A 22,314-nucleotide genomic window follows, 5' to 3' on the forward strand; every position below is an offset into this window, starting at 1 on the left:
TTAACCTTTCGTTTGCGTTGTTGGTTGATGTGTACATTGTAAGGTATGTGAATAAGGCGTACAGCATACATTACCATGTAAATCATGTTTATGATTATGATGATGAGTATAAACAGCAATATTTTTAGAGAATTGATCGCCAAAAATATGGATAAATTTGGGATCATTTGAGATGGTTTCAGGCGTACCTGCACAACAAATATGTTGATTAATACATAAGACTTCGTTGGTATCCGCCATGACTAAATGTAAGTCATGGGATACCATTAAAATAGCACAATCTAGTTGCTTTTGAGTTTGATGAATAAGCTGATAAAGTTCAACTTGCCCACTAATATCCACACCTTGTGTGGGTTCATCAAGTACCAACAAATTAGGTTTATTTAGGATTGCTCGTGCTAATAATACACGTTGCATTTCACCACCTGATAGGCGTTGCATACTGTTATTCGCAAGGTGGCTAATCGACAGTTGGTTTAGGCTTGTTTGAATGTCTTCTTGTTTCACTTTTTTATTCAGGGCTAAAAAGCGCGCTACTGTAATAGGTAAAGTTGGATCAAGGTGGATTTTCTGTGGTACATAACCAATGCGTAGTTGTTTGTGATGAATAACTTGCCCTGAGCTAGGCTTAATAAGTTTGAGCAATACTTTTAATAAAGTAGATTTTCCTCCGCCATTAGGACCTACAATGGTTGTAATACTATTAGGATAAATACAGAGATTAATATTTTGTAGAGCAGTTTTTTGTTGGAAGACAACATGAATGTTTTTTAATTCTACTAAGGGAATTTTTATGGAATTGATGTGCATTTTTTATCGCCTTTGAGTAAAAGTGCGGTTAAAATAACTTATTTTTTTACGATTAACAAGTTTATTACCAATAATGATGATTATTTATCCGTTTATACAAGGCTGGCTGAATTTTTTATGATTTTATTTGTCTGATTAACTTATTAGAGATAATTATTATAGGATAAACCAAAGTCATTTGATACTGTTAAAATGATTTTGTTTTGTGATATAAAAACGAGAAAAGCAGAATAAGGCGTGATAACCAGTGCAGCATGTGAAGTTAGCTCGAGATAGACGAAAAAAAAGAAAACAAATTAGATTAATCATTGTTTGTTTAGCATTATTATCTATTATTTCAGGTATATTATTAGGATTGCAACAAGATAAGGTTGCTGATGAACCAAATAACGAACAAAATATAAATCAATCTTTGCCTATTGGACAAGATAATGTCGTAAATGATCAGGAAAGTGCAACCTCTTATGATGATGAATTATTAGATGAAGACGATGAAGTTGATGAATTACCTGAAGATGCTTTAAGTGCCATTAATGATTTATTTGATGTGGCAGATCAGGCGTGGCGAATTAAAAATCAGTTTAGCCATGTTGTAGTCAGTGGCGATACCTTACAAGATATTTTAGCTTTATCAGGTTTAGATGAAGCCACCAGTAGTAAACTTACCAACCAATACCCTGAATTAAATAATTTAAAACCTGGGCAACAATTCTATTGGATTTTAAATAATCAAAATGAATTGGAATATATGAATTGGCTGGTTTCGGCGAATGAAGAACGTATTTATGAATTGGTGGATAATCAATATCAACGTGAAATACTAGAAAAACAAAGTATTTGGAAAAAAGAAGTATTGAAAGGGGAAATTACGAATAGTTTAGATCAGAGTTTGCGAGCCTTGGGGCTGAATGGACGACAAATTAACCAATTATCCAATGCCTTACAATGGCAAGTAAATATGCGGCGATTACGTAACGGTGATAAATTTGCCCTTTTAGTTTCTCGTGAATATATTGATAATCAATTAACAGGGCAAGGTAATGTAGAAGCTATTCATATTATTACGCAAGGTAAAAGCTATTACGCTATCCAAGCAGAAGATGGACGTTATTATAATCGTAACGGAGAGACCCTTGATCGGGGTTTTTCACGCTATCCAATGCAACGCCAAGCAAGAATATCCTCCCATTTTAACCCTAATCGCCGCCACCCTGTTACTGGGCGAATTGCACCGCATAGAGGGGTAGATTTTGCTATGCCAATAGGCACGCCAATTATCGCCCCTGCTGATGGTGTAGTAGAAAAAGTAGCTTATCAGGCTAATGGTGCTGGACGCTATCTTATTATCCGTCATTCCAGAGAATATAAAACTGTTTATATGCACCTGAGTCGTGCTTTAGTAAAAGCAGGGCAAACAGTGAAAAAAGGCGAACGTATTGCGCTATCTGGCAATACGGGACGTTCAACAGGCCCTCACTTACATTATGAATTTCATATTAACGGACGCGCAGTAAACCCAATGACAGTAAAACTGCCGGGGACAAGCAGCGGATTGGCAACTCAAGAACGGCGTAAATTCTTGATTGTGGCAAAAAGTGCAGAAGAAAAGTTGAAATTATAATAAACAGAAAAAATGGTAGGAAATTTCCTGCCATTTTAACTTGCTAACAAACTTTTAAATACTATAGTCGTTCCACTTTAAAATGATACAGCGTTGGTACGCCTCGCCGTACTACTTGTACTGTCTTCGCCGTACCGCCTTGTCTCATTTTAAATTGAAACGACTATACTATAGATAGTTAGAGAGGTAATCGCTAAAGAAAGGAATAATAATGCAATTTATTGAAACTAATGAAAGCGGTATTACATATATTCATACTGAATTTAACATTGAAAATGTTACTTATTTAGTCATTTTTTCAAAAGATGATGAAACATTATTCTACTTTAATGATGAAGAAGATATAGCGGAACACTTAGTCAATCAGCAAACTTATTCTATAAAATTCTTAGTTAAAGATTATCTTGATGATAACAATAATAATGATTTATATTCTCCCCCTTTGGAACATAAGTTTGGTAGAAAACAAATTTCAGAATTAAAAAATAAACTTGAACAAGCGGTATATCAACATTACTTACTCTTTAAACCCGATTGTTATGTTTTTGTAGGGGAACGAGCATCATTAGTGAGAATGTACAAAAAATTATGTGCCAAACCAAGTAATTTTATGTTAGACTTCAAATCAATTACCGATTTAGGCAGTAACCAAGATTGTTTTATTGTGAAAACACCATCATATAAGGAGATACAGTATGACTAAAAAAATTACTGCTGCCGAAATGAAAAAGCAAGCAGCTCAAAATTTTAAAAAAGCTTATCAACAAGCTAAAAAGAATGGTACGTTAAAACCATTAGTGATGTAATGAGAACAAACAAAAATAAAAATGGTAGGAAATTTCCTACCATTTTTATTTATAGCTTATAACACCATAGCTGCAATCCAGCCAAAAATTAGCAATGGAATATTATAGTGAATAAAAGTTGGAACAACAGAATCCCAAATATGATCATGCTTGCCGTCCACATTTAGACCAGAAGTTGGACCTAGGGTTGAATCTGAGGCGGGTGATCCTGCATCGCCCAGAGCCGCTGCCACGCCTACAATGGATACGGTAGCCAAAGGAGAAAAACCAAAGGAAATACATAATGGTACATAAATTGAAGTAATAATTGGAACTGTTGAGAAAGATGAACCAATTCCCATGGTAATTAATAATCCCACAAAAAGCATCAAAAATGCGGCTAATCCTTTGCTATGACCTAACCCTTGGCTAAAACTTTGTACGAGATCATTAACACCACCAGTAGCATTAATTACATTCGCAAATCCAGAAGCCGCAATCATCACAAAGCCAATCATTGCCATTAAACGTAAACCCTGTTGAAATAAATCATTGCTTTCTTTGAGTTTAAATACGCCCCCTAAGGCAAAAATAATTAAGCCTGCTAAACCGCCAATAATGGTTGAGCTAGTAAATAATTGCAGGGTAAAGGTCGCCACAATGGCAATAATACTGACCCAAATATAATAAGGTTTAATTTGTGCAATGTGGCTTTCAATTTCTGCGGTAGTAGGTTCAGGCCCCGCCACTTGATATACACGAGGTTTACGATAGCTAATAAATACAGCAATAAGTAAACCTAATATCATACCAATAACGGGAATAAGCATCGCTAATGAAATTTGTGCCACATTGGTTTGCAAGCCAAAAGCCTCGCCAGCTTGATTAATATTTTTCATTAAAATGCTTTCAATAAAGATTTTACCGAAGCCTACGGGTAATAACATATAGGTGGCGGTTAAACCAAAAGTCAGTACACAAGCCACTGCCCGGCGATCTATTTTTAGCTTATTAAAAATACTCAATAGCGGTGGAACAACAATCGGAATAAAGGCAATATGCACAGGTAAAAGGTTTTGTGATGAAATTGAGAAAAGCAATAAAATCGCTAAAATAAAATATTTGAACCAAAATAAGGTGCGACTATTTGGGGTATTGCCAAGTTTCTTTATCACTTTATAAGCAAGTAAATCCGTAATGCCCGATTTAGAAATAGCAACCGCAAAAGCCCCTAAAATGGCATAATTCATCGCCACTTCTGCGCCACCACCTAAGCCCCCAGTAAAGGTTTTGATCGTTTCTGATAACCCTAAATTACCACATAACCCAGCCACTAACGCTGAAATGATTAACGAAATAACAACGTTAATACGTAGCAAGCTCAGTATCAGTAATACAATGATAGAAATCACCACTTCATTGGTGAATAACATAAATTTCTCCTGCTCAAGATGATTGATGAAAAGATTATCCAATTTACCGAAAATTATTAGATTGTCTAGCAGTTTGTGCGATTTTTTATGATTTTATCCTTGTTCATCATAAAAGAATACGAATATCGCAATCATCATTCTTTGCCTAAATTATTGTGGTAAGGAAAGCAGATAAAATTTTTCAAAAAAAGACCGCACTTTGTTATTAATTGTTATAAAGGAAAGCCCCCTAAGGATTTTAAACGATTAACCATATAACAAAAAAGTTCAGTGGTACGCTCTGTATCATAGAGAGCGGAATGAGCTTGTTTACCATCAAAGGTAATATTTGCCGCTTGGCAGGCTTTAACTAATACGGTTTGTCCAAACATAAAACCGCTTAAGGTAGCTGTATCAAACATTGCAAAAGGGTGAAACGGATTTCGTTTTACCCCTGTTCTTTGTGCTGCTGCCATAACAAAGCCCTGATCAAACGCCGCATTATGGGCAACAATGATTGAACGTTGACACTCCGCCTCTTTTTGTGCTTGACGTACCATTTTAAATAGCTCACTAATGGCTTGCAATTCAGGCACAGCACCACGCAAAGGATTATGAATATCAATACCATTGACTTTTAATGACTCAGGGTTAATATTTGCCCCGTCAAAAGGCTGAATATGAAAATGGCATTTTTTATCGGGTTGAAGTAAACCATTTTCGTCCATTTTCACTGTAATAGCCGCTAATTCTAATAACGCATCAGTTTGTGCGTTTAATCCCGCCGTTTCCACATCAATAATTACAGGTAAATAGCCACGAAAACGGTTTTTAAGTAGCTTGAAATCCGTTGTTTGTTCTGTTGTCATAATTGGAAAGTCATTTAGGAATGGCTAATGATTGAAAACTCATTTTTTCATTAGCCATATCCCTTAATCAATTAAAAAATAACCTAATTTACACCGCACTTTTACGGCTTAATTACCTAACCCAGCTTTGGCACTTTTATTTTCAATAAATTCAATTTTATAACCATCAGGATCTTCCACAAAAGCGATTACCGTCGATCCTCCTTTGACTGGGCCGGGTTCACGAGTTACCTTACCGCCCGCTTTACGCACCGCTTCACAAGTGGCATAAATATCATCACAGCCAATAGCAATATGCCCATAACCCGAGCCTAAATCGTATTCACTCACGCCCCAATTATAGGTTAGCTCAAGCACAGAGGCCTTGTCTTCATCATCATAGCCTAAAAATGCCAAAGAATATTTGTATTCAGGATTTTCACTGGTACGCAGCAAACGCATACCTAATACATCACGATAAAAGTCAATAGAACGCTGTAAATCGCCCACACGAATCATAGTATGTAATAATCTCATCATCATATTCCTTTTTACAAGTTAAGTAATTGAACGGAAATTATGGCATAATCTGCCACATAAATCATTTTTTATTGGGTAAATTATGTCAGAACAAAAAACTTTTCCATTTTTAACCGCACTTTATGCCTTATTACCGATAGTCTTTTTACTGGTGATTGATATAACGGCAATGTTTGAAGGTCATAGCTTTTTTCGTGCTATTTCTCATTTTAGTTTAGCGATTTTTACCGCACAATTTCTTTGCCAAATGGTGTTTTTACGCGGTGAAATTTGCCCGGGACAACGTGGACGGTTAGTACAACTTAATTTTGTCTTTGCTTTATTTTGGGGAATATGGTTTTGTTTAAGCCTATTTTCTAATTATCATTATATTCTTATGGATATTATGGCAATTTGTGGAATAATCGCTTGTATTACCGTTTGGGGGCAACCGCCACAAGAAAAGGTACGCCATAGTTTGCTGTTAATGGGTATGCTGGCTCTTTGTCTTGGTGTTGGCATTTATTTTTGGCTCTTAACCTATTTACCCCCTATTACTTGGTTACAATTTAGCCCTTTTAGTCAACTTGTTATTGGCGTTATTTTGGCTTACCTTTTATTGATCCTCAGTAAAAATCGCCTACAAAATTTTATTGCATTATTGCCATTAATCGCCATTTTTGCGCTTATTGCCAATGCGATTGCAGGGTTGATAATGTTGTTAAATTACCAACAGCAATTAACGGACGTAATGTTTTATTACAGCCTTTATTTTGGGCTACACCTGCTATTGTTACTGTTTTGGGCGTATCCCATTTGGTATAGCAAGAAATTAAATTATATTGCGTTATTGTTTATGCTTGAAATGGGCTTTTGTTTGCCAATATTAATGATGCTTTAGCAGGGATTGATAGTCGTTCTACTTTAAAATAATACAGTATTGGCATGCCTTGCCTCATTTTAAATTGAAACGACTATATTATTTCTCAACGTAGAATGGTTATAGTCTTGCCCCTCAGCAAGATAAGGAAATTGCTTAACTAATTTCAACCATTGCACTTTATCAATGTTTATCTTTAATAACAGGTTGCCTTGTTGATCAAGGGTTTCTTGGCTAATGGCATTGAGTTGGTAAAGATGATGACGTAAATTGCCCTGAGTGGGGCTAAGTTGTAAGGCTAGTTCAAGCACTTCTTTATTTAAACGCTGTTTAATGGCTTGCAATAATAAATCAATGCCCTCGCCAGAGTTGGCACTGAGATAAACGGCGATAGGCACATGGTGTTGATCATAATCAATTTTGGCAGAGAAATTTTCTGTTTGATCGATTTTGTTATAGACCAATAACCTAGGAATATTATCCGCATGAATTTCCTGTAACACTTGTTCAACAGTGAGAATATGCTGTTGCTGACGACTATCGTTAATATCAATTACCTGCAATAATAAATCAGCTTGATTGACCTCTTGCAACGTGGCTTTAAATGCCATTACTAAATCGTGGGGAATATGGCGGATAAAACCAACGGTATCGGCTAAGACAACCTTGCCGATATGCTCAAGAGATAATTGACGTAAAGTAGGATCTAATGTGGCAAAAAGCTGATCGGCGGCATAAACCTTGGCTTGGGTAAGTCGGTTAAATAAGGTGGATTTGCCTGCATTGGTATAGCCCACTAAGGAAATGGTTGCAATATTGGATTTTTGTCGGCTACGCCGATTTTGTTGTCGTTGATTAGCCACTTTGGCAAGTTTGTTTTTTAATTGAGCAATGCGGATTTTAATGAGCCGTCTATCTGTTTCTAATTGGGTTTCCCCCGGTCCTCTTAATCCAATCGCCCCTTTTTGTTGATCTAAATGGGTTTTGCGGCGGATTAAATTGGTGGCTAAATAGTTTAGTTGTGCCAGTTCTACTTGTAATTTGCCTTCGTGTGAACGGGCTCTTTGGGCAAAAATATCCAAGATAACCCCTGTACGATCAAGCACACGACATTGGCAACATTGCTCTAAATTGCGAATTTGTGAGGGGGTAAGTTGATGATTAACAAGAAGAACATTTGCTTGTTGCTGTTTGACCGCATGTGCCACTTCTTCTGCTTTGCCTGTGCCAACAAAATATTTCGCTTGAGCTTGGTTAAGTGGGGCAGAGATAATTTGACAAATATGCACCTTGGCAGATTTAGCCAATAAGCAAAATTCTTGCAGTTCTTCTTGTTGGTCTTGTTTGTTAAAGGAAATATGTAAAATAATTGCCTGATCTTGGTTATCAGGCAAAACAGAAAGTGCGGTAGATTTTTCTGTTTTTTTTACCGCACTTGTCTTATTAGGTTGATGCTCAATCGTACTCAATAGAATTATTCTGCTACGGGTTCTGCACCGCTTGGTTGTTCAATCTGATTTTCTGCGGTATGTTGTACTTGTTGCTGATGATGATTATTGTTGTTATTGTGGTGCGAAATCGCCCGAGCAGGTACAACGGTAGAAATGGCGTGTTTGTAAACCATTTGACTTACTGTATTTCTTAATAAAATCACAAATTGATCAAAAGATTCTATTTGTCCTTGTAATTTAATGCCATTTACTAAATAAATTGAAACAGGAATACGCTCACGGCGTAATGCGTTTAAATAAGGATCTTGTAATGATTGTCCTTTTGCCATTTTACTTTCCTTCTTATTTTTCTTCGTTTGATTAAACAAAGCATAATTACTTATGCTTATTGTCCCCACTAACCAATATAACAATAATTTTGCTCGTTGTCATTAAGCAATACGCTTAGAAAGCAAAATTTCCCGTTTTTTAGCCACACTACTTACACCAAATGGAGTTTGTATAGTGGTTTCAATTTGGAATAAGACAAGGTGGTATGGTAAGGCGTACCAACGTTGTCTCATTTTAAAGCGGAACGACTATACTATGGCGTAATATGGGACAACAGGATTTGTTGGTTTTGTTGAGGGGTTAAGCTGTCTAGCCAAACCAAGGGCGATTTCCACCCTCTTAGCCAAGTAATTTGCCGTTTAGCCAGTTGGCGAGTGGCACAAATTCCCCGATAGATCATTTCATCATGTCCATAATAACCGCTAAGATATTCCCACATTTGACGATAACCCACACAGCGAATGGCAGGTAAATCAGGGTGGAGATCAGGACGCTGATAAAGTTTTTCAACTTCTTGCTGAAAACCCAGTTCAATCATCTTGTGAAAACGTTGCTCAATGCGAGTATGTAAAATACTTCTCTCTTGTGGGGCAATGGCAAAAGAATAAAGCTCATAAGGTAAAGGTTTTCCCTGTTGCTTAATCAGTTGGCTAAAGGGTTGCCCTGTTAAATAATAGACTTCTAAAGCCCGATTAATCCGCTGTGAATCGTTTGGGTTAATGCGTTGTGCCGAAATAGGATCAATCAGGCTGAGTTCTTGGTGTAATGCCTGCCAACCTTGTTGTTCTGCACGCTGTTCAATGTCTTGGCGTAATTGCAGATTTGCCGCAGGTAATGGCGATAACCCTTCAAGCAAGCCTTTATAATAAAGCATTGTACCGCCCACCAGTAAAGGGATTTTTCCCTGTTGGCTAATTTGCGCCATTTCCTGTAACGCATCTTGACAGAAATCTGAAACCGAATAGCTTTCTGCGGGATCTTTAATATCAATAAGCCGATGAGGGGCAAGGGCTAATTCTTGTGGCGAGGGTTTGGCTGTGCCAATATCCATACCACGATAAATTAATGCGGAATCTACACTAATAATTTCAACGGGGAGCTGTTGTCGCAGTTGAATGGCAAGATCGGTTTTGCCTGAGGCAGTAGGCCCCATAAGAAAAATGGCTTTAGGCTTTGGCTTATTCATCATTTATTTAAATATGGATCAAAATTAATTTTAACCAATAAGTCCTGTAATTGGGCTTGTTCTTTATTTGTGTTACTTGCTAATCGTTCACTTTCATCAAGTAAATTGACCGCCTCGGCTAAACTGCTAATGGGATCTAATGCCAACTGATGAAAAAGTGCGGTCATAAATTGAGAAAAATTTTCTTTGGGTTGGGTTAAGATTGCCATAAGGCATTGTTGTAAGTTTTGCTGACGTAAGCAAGCTGGCACGCTATTAAGGGTAATTCGCTGTTGAGCAAGGTTTTCGTGATAGCTAAAGCCGAGCTGATGAAAATAAGATTTTTGTTGTTGCCAACTCGCTAACTTGGCTTGATCCAAACGTAAAGCCAAAGGAATGAGCAAGGCTTGCGGATTAGGATCATATTGTAATTTTAAGCGAAGATGATGCAATTGCAGGCTTTTCAGTGGCAATAAATAAAATTGTTCGTTTTGTTGCAATAACAAGGCTTGCTGTTTAACTAATGCTAAAGCGTGTAAATGCTGATTGGTGGCAACAGGGACAAAATTTGGCGAAAATTGTACCGCACTTGTGCTATTGGTGGCTTGTTTATTTGATGAGCTACTTGGTTGCTCTATTGGTTGCTCTAATGCGGTGGTTGCATTGTTCGTATTGCTCAATAATTGTTGGTAAAGCCGTTGTTCTTTGCCTGTTACTTTTGGCTTATGTATCGGTGCAAAAGAAATGGTTTTGTCGGTTTTAGGTTCATCATTGTGTGTATGATGCGTGAAAATATTTTTGCCCGCACTGGCTCGGTTAGTTTCGCTCGGTGGCGTATGAGTTAGCCAAGGTTGGCTTGGCTCGGCAATGTGTTTGGCAGGGGCGGTTGCAGTAGGGTAATCATTTAACGTTGGCTGAATTTCACTTTTTAACGCATTACTGATCCCTTGATAAATAAAGTCGTGTACCAATCTTGATTGTTGGAAACGGACTTCGTGTTTGGTAGGGTGTACATTGACATCAACATCATTGGGATTAATGTCTAAAAATAAGACGAAAGCAGGAAAAGCATCTTGCGAAAGATATTCATTATAGGCTTGTCTTATGGCATGATTAATCACTTTATCCTTAACCATTCGTCCATTCACATAACTATAAGCTAAATCATTTTGTGAACGGTTAAAACTCGGCAGTGCTACCCAGCCAGATAAATGTAAATCTTCGTGTTTCCAATCAATATGTAAGGCTTGCTGAACAAATTCCTCGCCACAAATGCTTGCTACACGTTTTAATTGTTGAGTTTGATTTTGAGCCGCTTTATATTGACGTATTATTTTGCCATTATGGGTAAGGGTAAACGCCACATGATTTTTCACTAAGGCAATTCGCCGTATCACTTCGTCAATATGAGCAAATTCGGTTTTATCGGTGCGTAAAAATTTACGTCTTGCTGGGGTATTAAAAAACAGATTTGCCACTTCAACGGTACAGCCCACAGGGTGCGAGGCGGGTTGCATAATAACCTCCATATCTCGCCCCTGAGCATATACTTGCCAAGCCTCAGTTTGTTCAGCTGGGCGAGAAGTAAGGGTTAGTCTTGATACTGAACTAATACTGGCTAGGGCTTCGCCACGAAAACCTAAACTTAATATTGCCTCAAGATCCGCTAGACAACTGATTTTACTGGTGGCATGGCGTGTCAGTGCCAAAGCTAATTCTTGTTTAGCAATACCTATCCCGTTATCTCTTACCCGAATAAGGCTAGCACCGCCTTGTTCAATATCAATATGGATTTTATTTGCCCCAGCATCAAGGCTATTTTCCACTAATTCTTTAACCACAGAGGCAGGGCGTTCCACCACTTCGCCAGCGGCAATTTGATTAGCCAGTTGGGGAGGTAAAATTTGAATACGCATTATTTATCTCTTAATTTAATGGTTTGTCCTGCTTGCACATGCCCATTTTTCAAGTTTGGATTGAGATCCAATAAGGTTTTTAATGGAATACCATACTCTCGAGAAACCGCACTCAGAGTTTGTCCGGGCTTAATCACCAAGGTTTTAGGTATATTTTTGTTATTTTTAACCGCACTTGATGAAGATTGGCTTGCCGAGCCTGTGGTGACACTACTTTGAGCAGGAATTTTCAATTTTTGCCCAATCAATAAATTACGGCTTTTCAAATTATTTAAACTGACAATATCGTTACTTTTTACTTTGTATCTATTAGCTAAACCCAATAAGGTTTCCCCTTTAGTTACGGTATGCACTGTACCAGAGGCAACCACATTGCTACTGGTGCTTGCGGTTTGTGGCGATTTTACTTCAGGCAACATTTCCGCTTGAATATTCTTTTTACGATATTCTACCAATCCGTTATAAATCATTCTTGCCACTCGCTTACGGTAAGCGGCGGTATTTAATTTTCGTTCTTCTTCCGCATTAGATAAAAAGCCTGTTTCCACTAAAATAGAAGGAATATCTGGCGAACGTAAAACCCCAAGGCTGGCGTGTTGTGGTGTACTTTTACTTAATTGCGTAATATTGGCAAAATGGCGTAACACAATGCTACCAAGCTCATAACCCGCTCGTTGCGAATGACCGAATTGCAAGTCTAACACTGTCTGATTGAGGTATTTTTCTTTGTTATTACTCAACACATCGCCAGCCCCACCTAAAAGCTCGGATTGTTTTTCATGATCCTCTAACCAACGTCCCATTTCACTATTGGCTCGCCGATTGGATAAGACCCAAACGGAAGCACCACGTAAATTTGGCGATACGGAGGAATCGGCATGAATGGAAACCAAATAATTTGCTTTATTTTTGCGTGCAATTTCCGAGCGTTCTGGTACAGAAATATAGTAATCGCTGTTGCGTGTGAGTACGCCACGAAAATTCGGATCGGCGTCTAACAAGGCTTTTAATTCTCGAGCAATAGAAAGGGTAACATTTTTTTCATAAATTTTAAGATTACGCCCAATCGCCCCGGGATCTTTGCCACCATGTCCCGGGTCAATGGCAATAGTCCAAACGGGAGCTCGTTGTACCCTTGCTTTAGAGGAAGCATTATGGGTTATCGTTTGCTTATTTGAATTGGCATTGCTCACTTGTGGATTGGGTAAACTCACCACAATATTGTTACCTTTTACACTCAATGTTGCCTCTGTTTTACGATTTAAATCAATCACTAATCTGAGGGTATTAGGACGAGGCGGATTATTTAAACGAATTGCTTTCAACGAGCCATTATTGATGACATAGGGAAACAATTTATTGGGTGCTTGGCTATTAGGAAAATCAATCACTAAACGATAAGGATTGGTTAAATAAAAATAACGGTATTGGGTTTTACTGTTAAATTGAAACTGAATTTGGCTTTGCTTATTGGCATGATTAACCTGAATATTGGTTAATGTTCCTGCCATGGCATAAGGCACCAGTAACCAAACTGCTATAAAAAAGAACAAAAAAGTACAATATTTTTTTAACGCTAATTTGGGGAAATTCATGTTCAACATCATAAAATTACTAAAACAACATAACCAATTAAAATGATAAAATCTCATCGTTTGAATTTGCTTGCGTAGGCTCGTCTATTTACCTATTTTGCCCCTATTCAACTTATTCAAACCGTCCTTATTTTGCTTGATCTTCAACAAATTGGCAAATAATTTGCTCGCCAAGTAATGTATTTGCTTGTAAATAAATATGTCGCCCTTGTGGAGCAAAATCAATATTAATGGTCAAACTTTGCTCAGGCAAAAAGCCTTTACCTTTCTCAGCCCATTCCAACAAGCAAATACTTTGTGGGGAAAAATAATCACGAATCCCCATAAATTCCAATTCTTCAGGATCAGCAAGGCGATAAAGATCAAAATGATAAATCCTTTTCTCGCCAATAGCATATTCTTCCACCAAGGTATAAGTGGGGCTTTTCACATTGCCTTGATAACCTAAGGCTTGAATCATCGCTCGGCTTAAAGTGGTTTTGCCAGCACCAAGATCGCCATTGAGATGAAGAATGATACCATTTGGAGTAACAGGCATTTTAATGATCGCTTGGATCAACTTTTGTCCAAATTGTTGCATCGCCTGCTCATCAGCAAGATCACATTGATAATTGTTATATTTCATATATTGCTCGTGATATTGTCCTTTCATATTATAGTGGTTCCACTTTAAAATGATACAGCGTTGGTACACCTCGCCATACTACTTGTACTGTCTTCGGCGTACTGCCTTGTCTTATTTTAAATTGAAACCACTATAAAAAATAAACGAAAATTATACCGCACTTTTAGCCATAAAATGAATAAATAAAGCCTAATTTTACGATGATTAAGGAAATAATGGAGCGGGAAACGAGGCTCGAACTCGCGACCCCGACCTTGGCAAGGTCGTGCTCTACCAACTGAGCTATTCCCGCATAAAAGAGAAAAGATAAAATGGAGCGGGAAACGAGGCTCGAACTCGCGACCCCGACCTTGGCAAGGTCGTGCTCTACCAACTGAGCTATTCCCGCAAGCAATATCAAATTGCGCAGTGCATTATACAAAAAAAATGGCGTAAAGCAAGGGAACGTTAAAAAATTTTAACTAAAACAAACCAACATCACAAAAAACAACAATGAAATCGCCATTTCCCATAGCCCTACTTGTTTAACGCTTAATTTTATCTTAGGTAAATAAACCGCTCGGAATAATGCGGGCAGAAAAGTTATGGCAATGGCATATTGTTGAAATAATAAAAGCCCAAGCACACAAAGGCTATGAAATAAAATGGAAGCATAGCCATAATAAGGATTTTTACGTTCTCTGAGGACTGATTTGACATATAAAGTTGTACCAATAAAAAAGAGTGCAGGATAAAGGGCAATCAGCCAAATTTTAGGATCAAATTGTTGTCGTGGAAAATAATAAGCTGCCATACCCGCTAGGGCAAAGATGACAATGGCAGATAAATCATTAAGTAAGGCACGTTCGTTTTTTTGTTTGACATAATAAATATGTACCAAGCTAAAAGGGAGCATAGCGATTAAAAAATATAACACTTTCCAATTATAATAGAGGGCAGGTAAAGAAAAGAGCAAGCCACTGATCCCATAAATCAGTGTCCATTTACCATATAAAGCGAGTTGACGCCCTTTAAAAAGATTAAAGAAAGGGTAAGTCATCAAATACAAACAACACCAAGCCAGTAACAAGAAACATTGTTGCCAAATAAAAGGGCTATTGAGCATACCATATAAAAATGGCATTAATGCCATAACAATGGCACCATGCTGGTTAGAAATGAGTAATTTCATAGGCTTATCCATTTATAGTCGTTTCAATTTAAAATGAGACAAGGCGGTACGCCGAAGACAGTACAACATAGTATGGCGAGGCGTACCAACGCTGTATCATTTTAAAGTGGGACGTATACATTAGCACAAGAAAATCCCCCTTAAATATACGGGGGATTTTAAGTGCGGTCAATTTTTAATCTACTTTGACAATCCAACCCTCAGGGGCAGCAATATCGCCGAATTGAATGCCCACTAATTCGTCATAAAGGCGTTTTGTGATTTCGCCAACTTCTGTTTCAGAGTGGAAAACATGGAAATCATCGCCATATTGAATACCACCAATCGGAGTGATTACCGCTGCCGTACCACAAGCCCCAGCTTCTTTAAAACGTGCTAAATCATTAATATAAACATCGCCTTCTTCTACTTCCATACCTAAACGCTGTTGAGCGAGATAAAGCAGAGAATATTTGGTAATACTTGGTAAAATAGACGGCGATAATGGGGTAACAAATTTATTGTCTTTGGTAATCCCAAAGAAATTAGCTGAACCTACTTCCTCAATTTTGGTGTGTGTGGCGGGATCAAGATAAATACAATCGCCAAAATGACGTTTTTTCGCCTCTTTGCCGGGTAATAAACTTGCTGCATAATTCCCCCCTACTTTAGCTGCACCTGTGCCATGAGGGGCTGCACGATCATAATCAGAAACAATAAAGTTGGTGGGTTTCATTCCCCCTTTAAAATATGCACCCACAGGGCAACAGAATACGCAGAAAATATACTCAGGCGCAGGACCGACACCGATATTGTCGCCTACGCCAATCAATAATGGACGCAAATAAAGGGTTGCACCAGTGCCATAAGGGGCAAGCCATTGTTCATTGGCTTTAACCACTTGTTTACAAGCATCAACAAACATTTCTGTCGGCACTTCAGGCATTAATAAACGTTGACAGCTACGTTGCATACGTTCAGCATTTTGATCAGGACGGAATAAGTTAATGGAGCCGTCTTTACAACGATAGGCTTTTAATCCCTCAAAGCATTGCTGACCATAATGCAAGGCTGTCGCCCCCTCACTAAGATGAAGCACATTGTCTTGGCTTAGTTCGCCCTCTGACCATTTTCCCTCTTTCCAACGTGCAATATAGCGATAATCCGTTTTGATATAACTAAAACCGAGATTATTCCAGTCAAGATCTTTTGTCATTTTTTCCTTCCTTATATTGATAATTTTGCATAAATAAAAGCGTTTAACATAGACTTTGTCTAATTTACACCATTCTGCAAAGATTACAAATAAATATCAACGGAAAAAGTGCGGTGCGATTAGGATAATTTTGTTACGAATATTGATATTTTAACGATTATTCCGTCCTCTGTATTTCATTTTCTGTGAAATGCCGTTAGCAAGGTGGGACGCCTATAAAACAAAATAATTCAAAAAAACACCGCACTTTATTCTCTCAAAACAAGGGGAAAAAACGGATTTTATACTGTGAAAATAAATGGGGTATGCTAAAATCAGCCAAAAAAAACCGCTCATGTTACTGAGCGGCGAACAATGTTAAAAACCAAATCATAAGGTTTAATAATTAATACAGGAAGTTAAAAGTAATAAAATTACTTTTATTACGATGTTCAGCGAACTGAACATATGCAAACACAACATCATACTTAAATTTGAAACTCTTTAACCAGTAAGGAATAACATCTCATTAAGTATGCGAGCTATTCTATGTAGAATGTTGATAGGATACAACAGACTTTTTTTTATTTGATTGATAAAAAAAACTAATGCGAAAGCAAAATTTATCCGATTTTTGTTAAAATCGGATAAAAATAATTAGGGTATAATTTATGAGTAAACGATTGCCTCCCTTGAATTCACTGAAAGCCTTTGAATCGGCTGCAAGGCATTTAAGTTTTACGAAAGCCGCTCAAGAACTCTTTGTTACACAAGCAGCGGTAAGTCATCAAATTAAACTGTTAGAACAATTTTTAGGCATTGAGTTGTTTAAACGTAAAAATAGGGCATTAGAATTAACAGAATTAGGGCGACATTATTACACCGATATAAAACATATTTTGCGTAAGTTGGCAGAGGTAACTGATAAATTATTGAGCCAAAATGAGGCAAAACATTTAACCATTAGTGTGCCGCAAACCTTTGGGATTCATTGGCTTGTGCCGAGGTTAAGTGATTTTAATCAGCAATATCCTGAAATAGAAATTCGTTTGACAGGTGTGGATCAAGATGAAGGATTGTTGAGTAGAGATATTGATGTTGCGGTATATTATGGGCGAGGAAATTGGAATAATGTGCATATGGAGTGTTTAACGGGGGTAGAAGAAAATCGGTTGCAAATTTTGGCATCGCCGCAATTATTGGCTAAAAAACCGATTCATTGTGCTGAGGATTTAAAGCAACATACATTATTGCATATTCATACGCGTGATAATTGGCAGAATATGGCAACCGCATTGCATATTGAGGATATTAATATTCAGCATGGACCTGTGTTTAGCCATACTTTTATGGCACTTCAAGCGGCAATTCATGGGCAAGGAGTGGTGTTAGCCAATGAAATTTTGGCTAAACAGGAAATTGAACAAGGTAAATTGACCCTTGCTTTTGAAAGTGAAATTCGTGATCCTAAAGCATTTTATTTAGTTAATCATTTAAGTAATATGAATGATCCAAAAATTATTGCTTTTCGCCGTTGGATTACTCAAGCGATGCGAAATTAAAGAGATAGGGGGAAATAAATGGGTAATCGTTTTTTAGTTTTTGCCAGTATTAGTGGCTTTGTTGCGGTGGCATTGGGTGCATTGGTTGCTCATCGCCTTGAAACAACTTGGTCAGTAAACCAATTAATGTGGTTTGAAAAAGCTTGGCGTTATCAAGTGTTTCATACCTTGGCGTTGCTGGCTTTAGGCTTTTATTCTTCAGCCACACAATCCTTTGCTCCAGTTTGTCGTAAAAGAGCGGTCAATTTTATCGGTATTTTTTGGTGTTTGGGTATTATAGGATTTAGCGGTGGCTTATATGCAATGGCATTGGGGCAAGTTCACGAGCAATGGCATTCAATGGTTATGATTGTGCCAATAGGCGGTATTGCCTTTTTAATTGGCTGGGCGGTACTGATTTATGTTAGTATTCGCAACAGTTTATTAAAACAAAAATAATGGAATAAGCGTGAATAAATTAATGTTTTATTGCCGAGTGGGCTTTGAAAAGGAAGTAGCGGCAGAAGTGAGCGATAAAGCCAATGAATTAGGCGTGTTTGGTTTTGCTCGTGTGGAAGAAAACAGCGGTTATGTGCTGTATCAATGTTATCAAGCAGGAGAAGCGGATCGTTTAGCTCAACAATTATCTTTTCAGCGATTAATTTTTGCTCGCCAAATGCTGGTGGTGTCTGATTTATTGACCGATTTACCGCTCAAGGATCGGATTAGTCCTATTATTCAAACCTATCAACAAGTTGCCGATCAAGTTCCCTTATCACAATCTACGGAATTATGGGTAGAAACCGCAGATACCAATCAAGCAAAAGCCTTATTAACGTTTTGTAGCAAATTTACTGTGCCATTACGTCAAGCCTGTAAGCAACAAGGTTGGTTAATGGGTAAAAATGCTATGCGAGGTATTACTTTGCATATTTTTTTCCTACAAACCCATTGCTGTTATGTGGGGTATTCTTATAATCCTAATCATTCCCCTTATTTTATGGGGATTCCACGCTTAAAATTTCCAGCTCAAGCCCCAAGCCGTTCTACCTTAAAATTAGAAGAGGCGATTTTGAGCTTTATTCCTCGCCAACAAGAAAAACAGCGAATGAATGAAAATATGATCGGCGTTGATTTAGGAGCTTGCCCGGGCGGTTGGACATATCAGCTAGTAAAACGAGGGTTATTTGTTTATGCGGTGGATCACGGTAAAATGGCGAGCAGTTTGCACGACACAGGGCGAATTGAACATTGTCCAGAAGATGGCTTTAAATTTCAATTACCGAAACGGAAAAAAGCGGATTGGTTAGTGTGTGATATGGTAGAACAACCCAAGCGAATTGCACATTTAATTAGCAAATGGCTATTGAATGGTTGGTGTCGAGAAACCATTTTTAATTTAAAATTGCCTATGAAAAAACGTTATCAGGAAGTTCAACAATGTTTACAATTTATTGAGCAACAATTAGATAATCATCAGCTTGATTATGAAATTCAAGCCAAACAACTTTATCACGATCGTGAAGAAATTAGCGTACATATTAAATTAAATGAAGGAAGTAAAAAATGACATTAAAAATTGCCGTAGTTGGGGCAGGCGGACGTATGGGACGCCAATTAATTCAAGCAGTTCATCAAGCGGAAGGAGTGATGTTAGGGGCGGCATTTGAACGCCAAGGATCTTCGCTAATCGGGGCTGATGCAGGCGAATTAGCAGGAATCGGGCATTTAGGTATTCAAGTCGCAGATGATTTGTTACAGCAAGTAGATAAATTTGATGTATTAATTGATTTTACTCGCCCAGAAGGAACATTAGCTTATCTTGATTTTTGCCAAACTCACCAAAAAGCAATGGTTATTGGTACCACAGGTTTTGATGATATAGGCAAACAAGCCATTAAAGATGCCGCTAAAGCGATCCCTATTGTGTTTGCCTCTAATTACAGTGTTGGTGTCAATCTTGTTTTTAAATTATTAGAAAAAGCCGCCAAAGTAATGGGCGATTATTGTGATATTGAAATTATTGAAGCGCATCATCGCCATAAAGTTGATGCCCCTTCTGGAACGGCATTATCAATGGGAGAACATATAGCCAAAACGTTAGGGCGAGATTTAAAAACGGACGGCGTATTTGCACGAGAAGGCATTACTGGCGAGCGTAAGCAAAATGAAATCGGCTTTGCGACTATTCGGGCTGCTGATGTAGTAGGCGAGCATACAGTTTGGTTTGCAGATGACGGCGAGCGAGTTGAAATCAGCCACAAAGCCTCAAGCCGAATGACCTTTGCAAAAGGAGCAGTACGAGCCGCCAAATGGCTTGCTAACAAACAAGCAGGGTTATTTGATATGACTGATGTGTTGGATCTGGCGAATTTGTAATGCAGAATAATTAATGAAAACATTTCGCCAATTTTTGCAAGATATTAAAAAACTCACTGAAATAGATGAAATTGAAAATTGTTATATTCAGTATTTTAATGAGGGGCAACAACAACAGAATTATTCTTTATTAGAGGAACTAGTTAATTGGGTAACTGGTACTGAAAAACGTAATGAAGAATTCTCGGTCTATATAAAAATGCATAGCTTAAGTTGGCTGACTCATCAGCTCATTTTGCATCTGCAACAATGTGAAGAGCAGGAAAAAGATCGTATTTTTAACAATTTATTACATTGTTTATGGAAATATAAATGGTTTATTTATCAATTACCACAAGATGTTGATTTAACTAAACAGCAAATTGAAAATTATGCTACAGAAATGCAGCAGTTTTATAAGTTTGTTGATGTTAATCTTGCTGCGTTTTATAAAACTTTGATGCTGATGAAAATGAATATGGGTGATGTGGATGGTGCAAAGATGTATTTTACTTTGTGGCAACAAACTGCTACTCCAGATGATGTGTTAGCTGATTGTGAAGCTTGTGAGCAAGCTGAGATCGTTAATTATTTTAATTTTATTGGTGATGCTCAATCGGTACTCTCTTATGCAGAGCCGATTTTAACGGGAGAGATGAGTTGTGCAGAAGTCCCTCATATTATTTATTTTTCGGTTATCAATAGTTTAATTAAATTAGGACAATGGCAACAAGCTGAAGCATTATTATTGGTGGCAATAGAAGAAATTGTAGCAGAACCTGAGTTTATTTCCTTAATCAGTAAAATGATAGAGCTCTCTGTAAAATTAGGTTTAGATCAACAAGCTAAATCATTGGCGCAACAATATGAACAAGCAATTTTACAGCGTGGGCATAATGATCCGCTGATACAGTTGGAATATTTTATTGCTACTGCTAAATTTGATGAAGAAAAAGCACGAATAGCTCAACAATTAGCACGATTATTTGATGAGCGTAATCATAATAATTATTATTCACAATATTTGTTAAATATGATGTCTGAAATACGTCAACATTAATTTGGTATAATAAAAATACTCATCGACTTAGCTAGCAAGATGATAAATAAAAGCAGTGGTGTAATGGAAAAATAGTTGCTAATAATAATTTCCTCAAATTATTAGCAACTCTTTTTATTTAAAAAATCCTTTATGAACATAATCTTACGCTTTCTGCTTAATCCATTATGATTAATTAGTTTACGCTTAAGTTCACTAAATAAACCTTCTAACCGATTTGTTGTTTTTTCAATATTTAATTCCGAATATTTTTCAAAAGTAAATAAATACTTTTCATCATATTTAATACTCGCTAATGCCACTCTTAATCCTTTATGTTTATAAGGAAAATAACCTTTTTCATTGCATTTCTCTGATCGTTCATTCAAATAATCTTGATGTCTTAAATACCAATAATGCAAACGACGAAAAAATCATGTTTTTGGCTTTCTTTTAAGGTTTTCATAATAATTTTTAATTCCTTTCCAGCTTGAGATTGATGTTTTTTTCTTAATTTTCTCATCACCATTGCCATAAGATGAAAATGGCACATTTGAATAGGCGTATTAAATACCTCTTTTAATAACCCACGACGACCATTGCAGGTAATTAATTGAATAATATAGTCTTTTTCTCTTAACCGATTTAATGCTGTTTGATAATAAATCTCTTTTTCTGTTTTCACAATTTGATGATAAATCACTTTTCCTGTGAGGCTATTCATTAGCACTAATACACCAAAATTTCGCTTAAAGAAAGTGGTATCCATAATAATATTTAAATAAGTTGATGAGGGTAAATTTAAGGTATTTTTCGGGGCTTTATCAATATATCTTTGGATTGTTTTAACAGAACATTGATATTTAATGGCAAGCTCTTTATACGTTTGTTTTCCTTGAGAATAATAAAACCAAATTTCGGTGGGATTTAATTTGTTTTGAAAGGTAAAGGTTTTATTACAATGATTACATTTATAGCGTTGAATATGATTTTGAGTGCCATGTTTCTTAATATTCAGATTTAAGCAAAAAGGACAAGTTTTTTGTTCATTTTCAAAAAAGTAGGTTAAAGCCT

General features: G+C 37.1%; 22 protein-coding genes, 2 tRNA genes and 1 pseudogene. 8 read left to right on the forward strand and 17 right to left on the reverse strand.

Annotated features, from left to right (window positions below; translation table 11 throughout):
• Positions 1 to 810, reverse strand: a complete 810-nt coding sequence (gene znuC, locus A6A20_RS10605; RefSeq protein WP_279573399.1) for a zinc ABC transporter ATP-binding protein ZnuC — start codon at positions 808 to 810, stop codon at positions 1 to 3.
• Positions 811 to 1,057: 247 nt separating this feature from the next.
• Here znuC and mepM point away from each other — a divergent pair, with 247 nt between their 5' ends.
• Both mepM and A6A20_RS10615 read left to right on the forward strand, forming a co-directional pair.
• The gene (gene mepM, locus A6A20_RS10610; protein WP_279573400.1) at positions 1,058 to 2,431 is read left to right on the forward strand and encodes a murein DD-endopeptidase MepM; all 1,374 of its coding nucleotides are present in this window, start codon (positions 1,058 to 1,060) and stop codon (positions 2,429 to 2,431) included.
• Positions 2,432 to 2,642: 211 nt separating this feature from the next.
• The gene (locus A6A20_RS10615) at positions 2,643 to 3,134 is read left to right on the forward strand and encodes a helicase (RefSeq protein ID WP_279573401.1); all 492 of its coding nucleotides are present in this window, start codon (positions 2,643 to 2,645) and stop codon (positions 3,132 to 3,134) included.
• Between the two features lie 159 nt (positions 3,135 to 3,293).
• Here the strand turns inward: A6A20_RS10615 and A6A20_RS10620 are convergent, their stop codons facing one another.
• From A6A20_RS10620 to gloA, 3 genes are all read right to left on the reverse strand, one after another.
• Positions 3,294 to 4,649, reverse strand: a complete 1,356-nt coding sequence (locus tag A6A20_RS10620; protein WP_279573402.1) for a Na+/H+ antiporter family protein — start codon at positions 4,647 to 4,649, stop codon at positions 3,294 to 3,296.
• Positions 4,650 to 4,861: 212 nt separating this feature from the next.
• Positions 4,862 to 5,497, reverse strand: coding sequence for a ribonuclease T (gene rnt, locus A6A20_RS10625; protein WP_279573403.1), 636 nt, complete (start codon positions 5,495 to 5,497; stop codon positions 4,862 to 4,864).
• A gap of 108 nt (positions 5,498 to 5,605) precedes the next feature.
• Entirely contained in the window at positions 5,606 to 6,013 is a 408-nt protein-coding gene (gene gloA, locus A6A20_RS10630; protein ID WP_279573404.1) for a lactoylglutathione lyase, read from the reverse strand.
• Positions 6,014 to 6,098: 85 nt separating this feature from the next.
• Between gloA and A6A20_RS10635 the strand changes: the two genes are divergently transcribed.
• Positions 6,099 to 6,896 carry a hypothetical protein gene (locus A6A20_RS10635; protein ID WP_279573405.1) on the forward strand — a complete coding sequence of 266 codons (798 nt, stop codon included), beginning with the start codon at positions 6,099 to 6,101 and terminating at the stop codon, positions 6,894 to 6,896.
• Between the two features lie 59 nt (positions 6,897 to 6,955).
• On the opposite strand, the gene hflX is transcribed toward A6A20_RS10635, so the two are convergent.
• From hflX to A6A20_RS10690, 11 genes and pseudogenes are all read right to left on the reverse strand, one after another.
• Positions 6,956 to 8,350 carry a ribosome rescue GTPase HflX gene (gene hflX, locus A6A20_RS10640; RefSeq protein ID WP_279573791.1) on the reverse strand — a complete coding sequence of 465 codons (1,395 nt, stop codon included), beginning with the start codon at positions 8,348 to 8,350 and terminating at the stop codon, positions 6,956 to 6,958.
• A complete protein-coding gene (hfq, locus tag A6A20_RS10645) occupies positions 8,350 to 8,655 on the reverse strand; it encodes an RNA chaperone Hfq (RefSeq protein WP_279573406.1) in 306 nt (101 codons plus the stop codon). The genes hflX and hfq overlap by 1 nt, the downstream gene beginning before the upstream one ends.
• 254 nt (positions 8,656 to 8,909) lie before the next feature.
• Entirely contained in the window at positions 8,910 to 9,842 is a 933-nt protein-coding gene (gene miaA, locus A6A20_RS10650) for a tRNA (adenosine(37)-N6)-dimethylallyltransferase MiaA (RefSeq protein ID WP_279573792.1), read from the reverse strand.
• Positions 9,842 to 11,737 carry a DNA mismatch repair endonuclease MutL gene (mutL, locus tag A6A20_RS10655; protein WP_279573407.1) on the reverse strand — a complete coding sequence of 632 codons (1,896 nt, stop codon included), beginning with the start codon at positions 11,735 to 11,737 and terminating at the stop codon, positions 9,842 to 9,844. The genes miaA and mutL overlap by 1 nt, the downstream gene beginning before the upstream one ends.
• A complete protein-coding gene (locus tag A6A20_RS10660) occupies positions 11,737 to 12,900 on the reverse strand; it encodes an N-acetylmuramoyl-L-alanine amidase (protein WP_279573793.1) in 1,164 nt (387 codons plus the stop codon). Before A6A20_RS10660 ends, mutL begins: the two co-directional genes overlap by 1 nt.
• A 57-nt stretch (positions 12,901 to 12,957) precedes the next feature.
• Positions 12,958 to 13,389 (reverse strand): annotated as a pseudogene (locus A6A20_RS10665) (AMIN domain-containing protein); the annotation flags it as partial.
• Between the two features lie 70 nt (positions 13,390 to 13,459).
• Complete coding sequence (gene tsaE, locus A6A20_RS10670; RefSeq protein ID WP_279573408.1) at positions 13,460 to 13,957, reverse strand: tRNA (adenosine(37)-N6)-threonylcarbamoyltransferase complex ATPase subunit type 1 TsaE; 498 nt, start codon at positions 13,955 to 13,957, stop codon at positions 13,460 to 13,462.
• A 216-nt stretch (positions 13,958 to 14,173) separates the two neighbouring features.
• Positions 14,174 to 14,249, reverse strand: a tRNA-Gly gene (locus tag A6A20_RS10675).
• 20 nt (positions 14,250 to 14,269) lie between these two features.
• Positions 14,270 to 14,345, reverse strand: a tRNA-Gly gene (locus A6A20_RS10680).
• Positions 14,346 to 14,414: 69 nt separating this feature from the next.
• Positions 14,415 to 15,128, reverse strand: a complete 714-nt coding sequence (locus A6A20_RS10685; RefSeq protein ID WP_279573409.1) for a YwiC-like family protein — start codon at positions 15,126 to 15,128, stop codon at positions 14,415 to 14,417.
• A gap of 175 nt (positions 15,129 to 15,303) precedes the next feature.
• Positions 15,304 to 16,323, reverse strand: coding sequence for a branched-chain amino acid aminotransferase (locus tag A6A20_RS10690; RefSeq protein WP_279573410.1), 1,020 nt, complete (start codon positions 16,321 to 16,323; stop codon positions 15,304 to 15,306).
• 650 nt (positions 16,324 to 16,973) lie between these two features.
• Between A6A20_RS10690 and A6A20_RS10695 the strand changes: the two genes are divergently transcribed.
• Genes A6A20_RS10695 through A6A20_RS10715 form a run of 5 tightly spaced genes read left to right on the forward strand, consistent with a single transcriptional unit; the run spans position 16,974 to position 21,261 of the window.
• A complete protein-coding gene (locus A6A20_RS10695; RefSeq protein WP_279573411.1) occupies positions 16,974 to 17,864 on the forward strand; it encodes a transcriptional regulator GcvA in 891 nt (296 codons plus the stop codon).
• 18 nt (positions 17,865 to 17,882) lie between these two features.
• Positions 17,883 to 18,302, forward strand: coding sequence for a DUF423 domain-containing protein (locus A6A20_RS10700; RefSeq protein WP_279573412.1), 420 nt, complete (start codon positions 17,883 to 17,885; stop codon positions 18,300 to 18,302).
• 10 nt (positions 18,303 to 18,312) lie between these two features.
• Positions 18,313 to 19,413 (forward strand): 23S rRNA (cytidine(2498)-2'-O)-methyltransferase RlmM, encoded by a 1,101-nt coding sequence (gene rlmM / locus A6A20_RS10705; RefSeq protein WP_279573413.1) that lies wholly within the window; start codon positions 18,313 to 18,315, stop codon positions 19,411 to 19,413.
• Complete coding sequence (dapB, locus tag A6A20_RS10710; protein ID WP_279573414.1) at positions 19,410 to 20,222, forward strand: 4-hydroxy-tetrahydrodipicolinate reductase; 813 nt, start codon at positions 19,410 to 19,412, stop codon at positions 20,220 to 20,222. Before rlmM ends, dapB begins: the two co-directional genes overlap by 4 nt.
• 13 nt (positions 20,223 to 20,235) lie before the next feature.
• Positions 20,236 to 21,261: a tetratricopeptide repeat protein gene (locus A6A20_RS10715; RefSeq protein ID WP_279573415.1), complete on the forward strand. Its 1,026-nt coding sequence runs from the start codon at positions 20,236 to 20,238 to the stop codon at positions 21,259 to 21,261.
• A gap of 101 nt (positions 21,262 to 21,362) precedes the next feature.
• On the opposite strand, the gene A6A20_RS12790 is transcribed toward A6A20_RS10715, so the two are convergent.
• Together A6A20_RS12790 and A6A20_RS12795 are read right to left on the reverse strand one after the other, a co-directional pair.
• Positions 21,363 to 21,563, reverse strand: coding sequence for a hypothetical protein (locus tag A6A20_RS12790; RefSeq protein WP_424585430.1), 201 nt, complete (start codon positions 21,561 to 21,563; stop codon positions 21,363 to 21,365).
• 80 nt (positions 21,564 to 21,643) lie between these two features.
• Positions 21,644 to 22,258: an IS256 family transposase, variant Zn-binding type gene (locus tag A6A20_RS12795; RefSeq protein ID WP_424585449.1), complete on the reverse strand. Its 615-nt coding sequence runs from the start codon at positions 22,256 to 22,258 to the stop codon at positions 21,644 to 21,646.
• Between the last annotated feature and the right edge of the window lie 56 nt (positions 22,259 to 22,314).

It is taken from the genome of Volucribacter amazonae (assembly GCF_029783845.1).
In the GTDB taxonomy this organism is placed as follows: Bacteria; Pseudomonadota; Gammaproteobacteria; order Enterobacterales; family Pasteurellaceae; genus Volucribacter; species Volucribacter amazonae.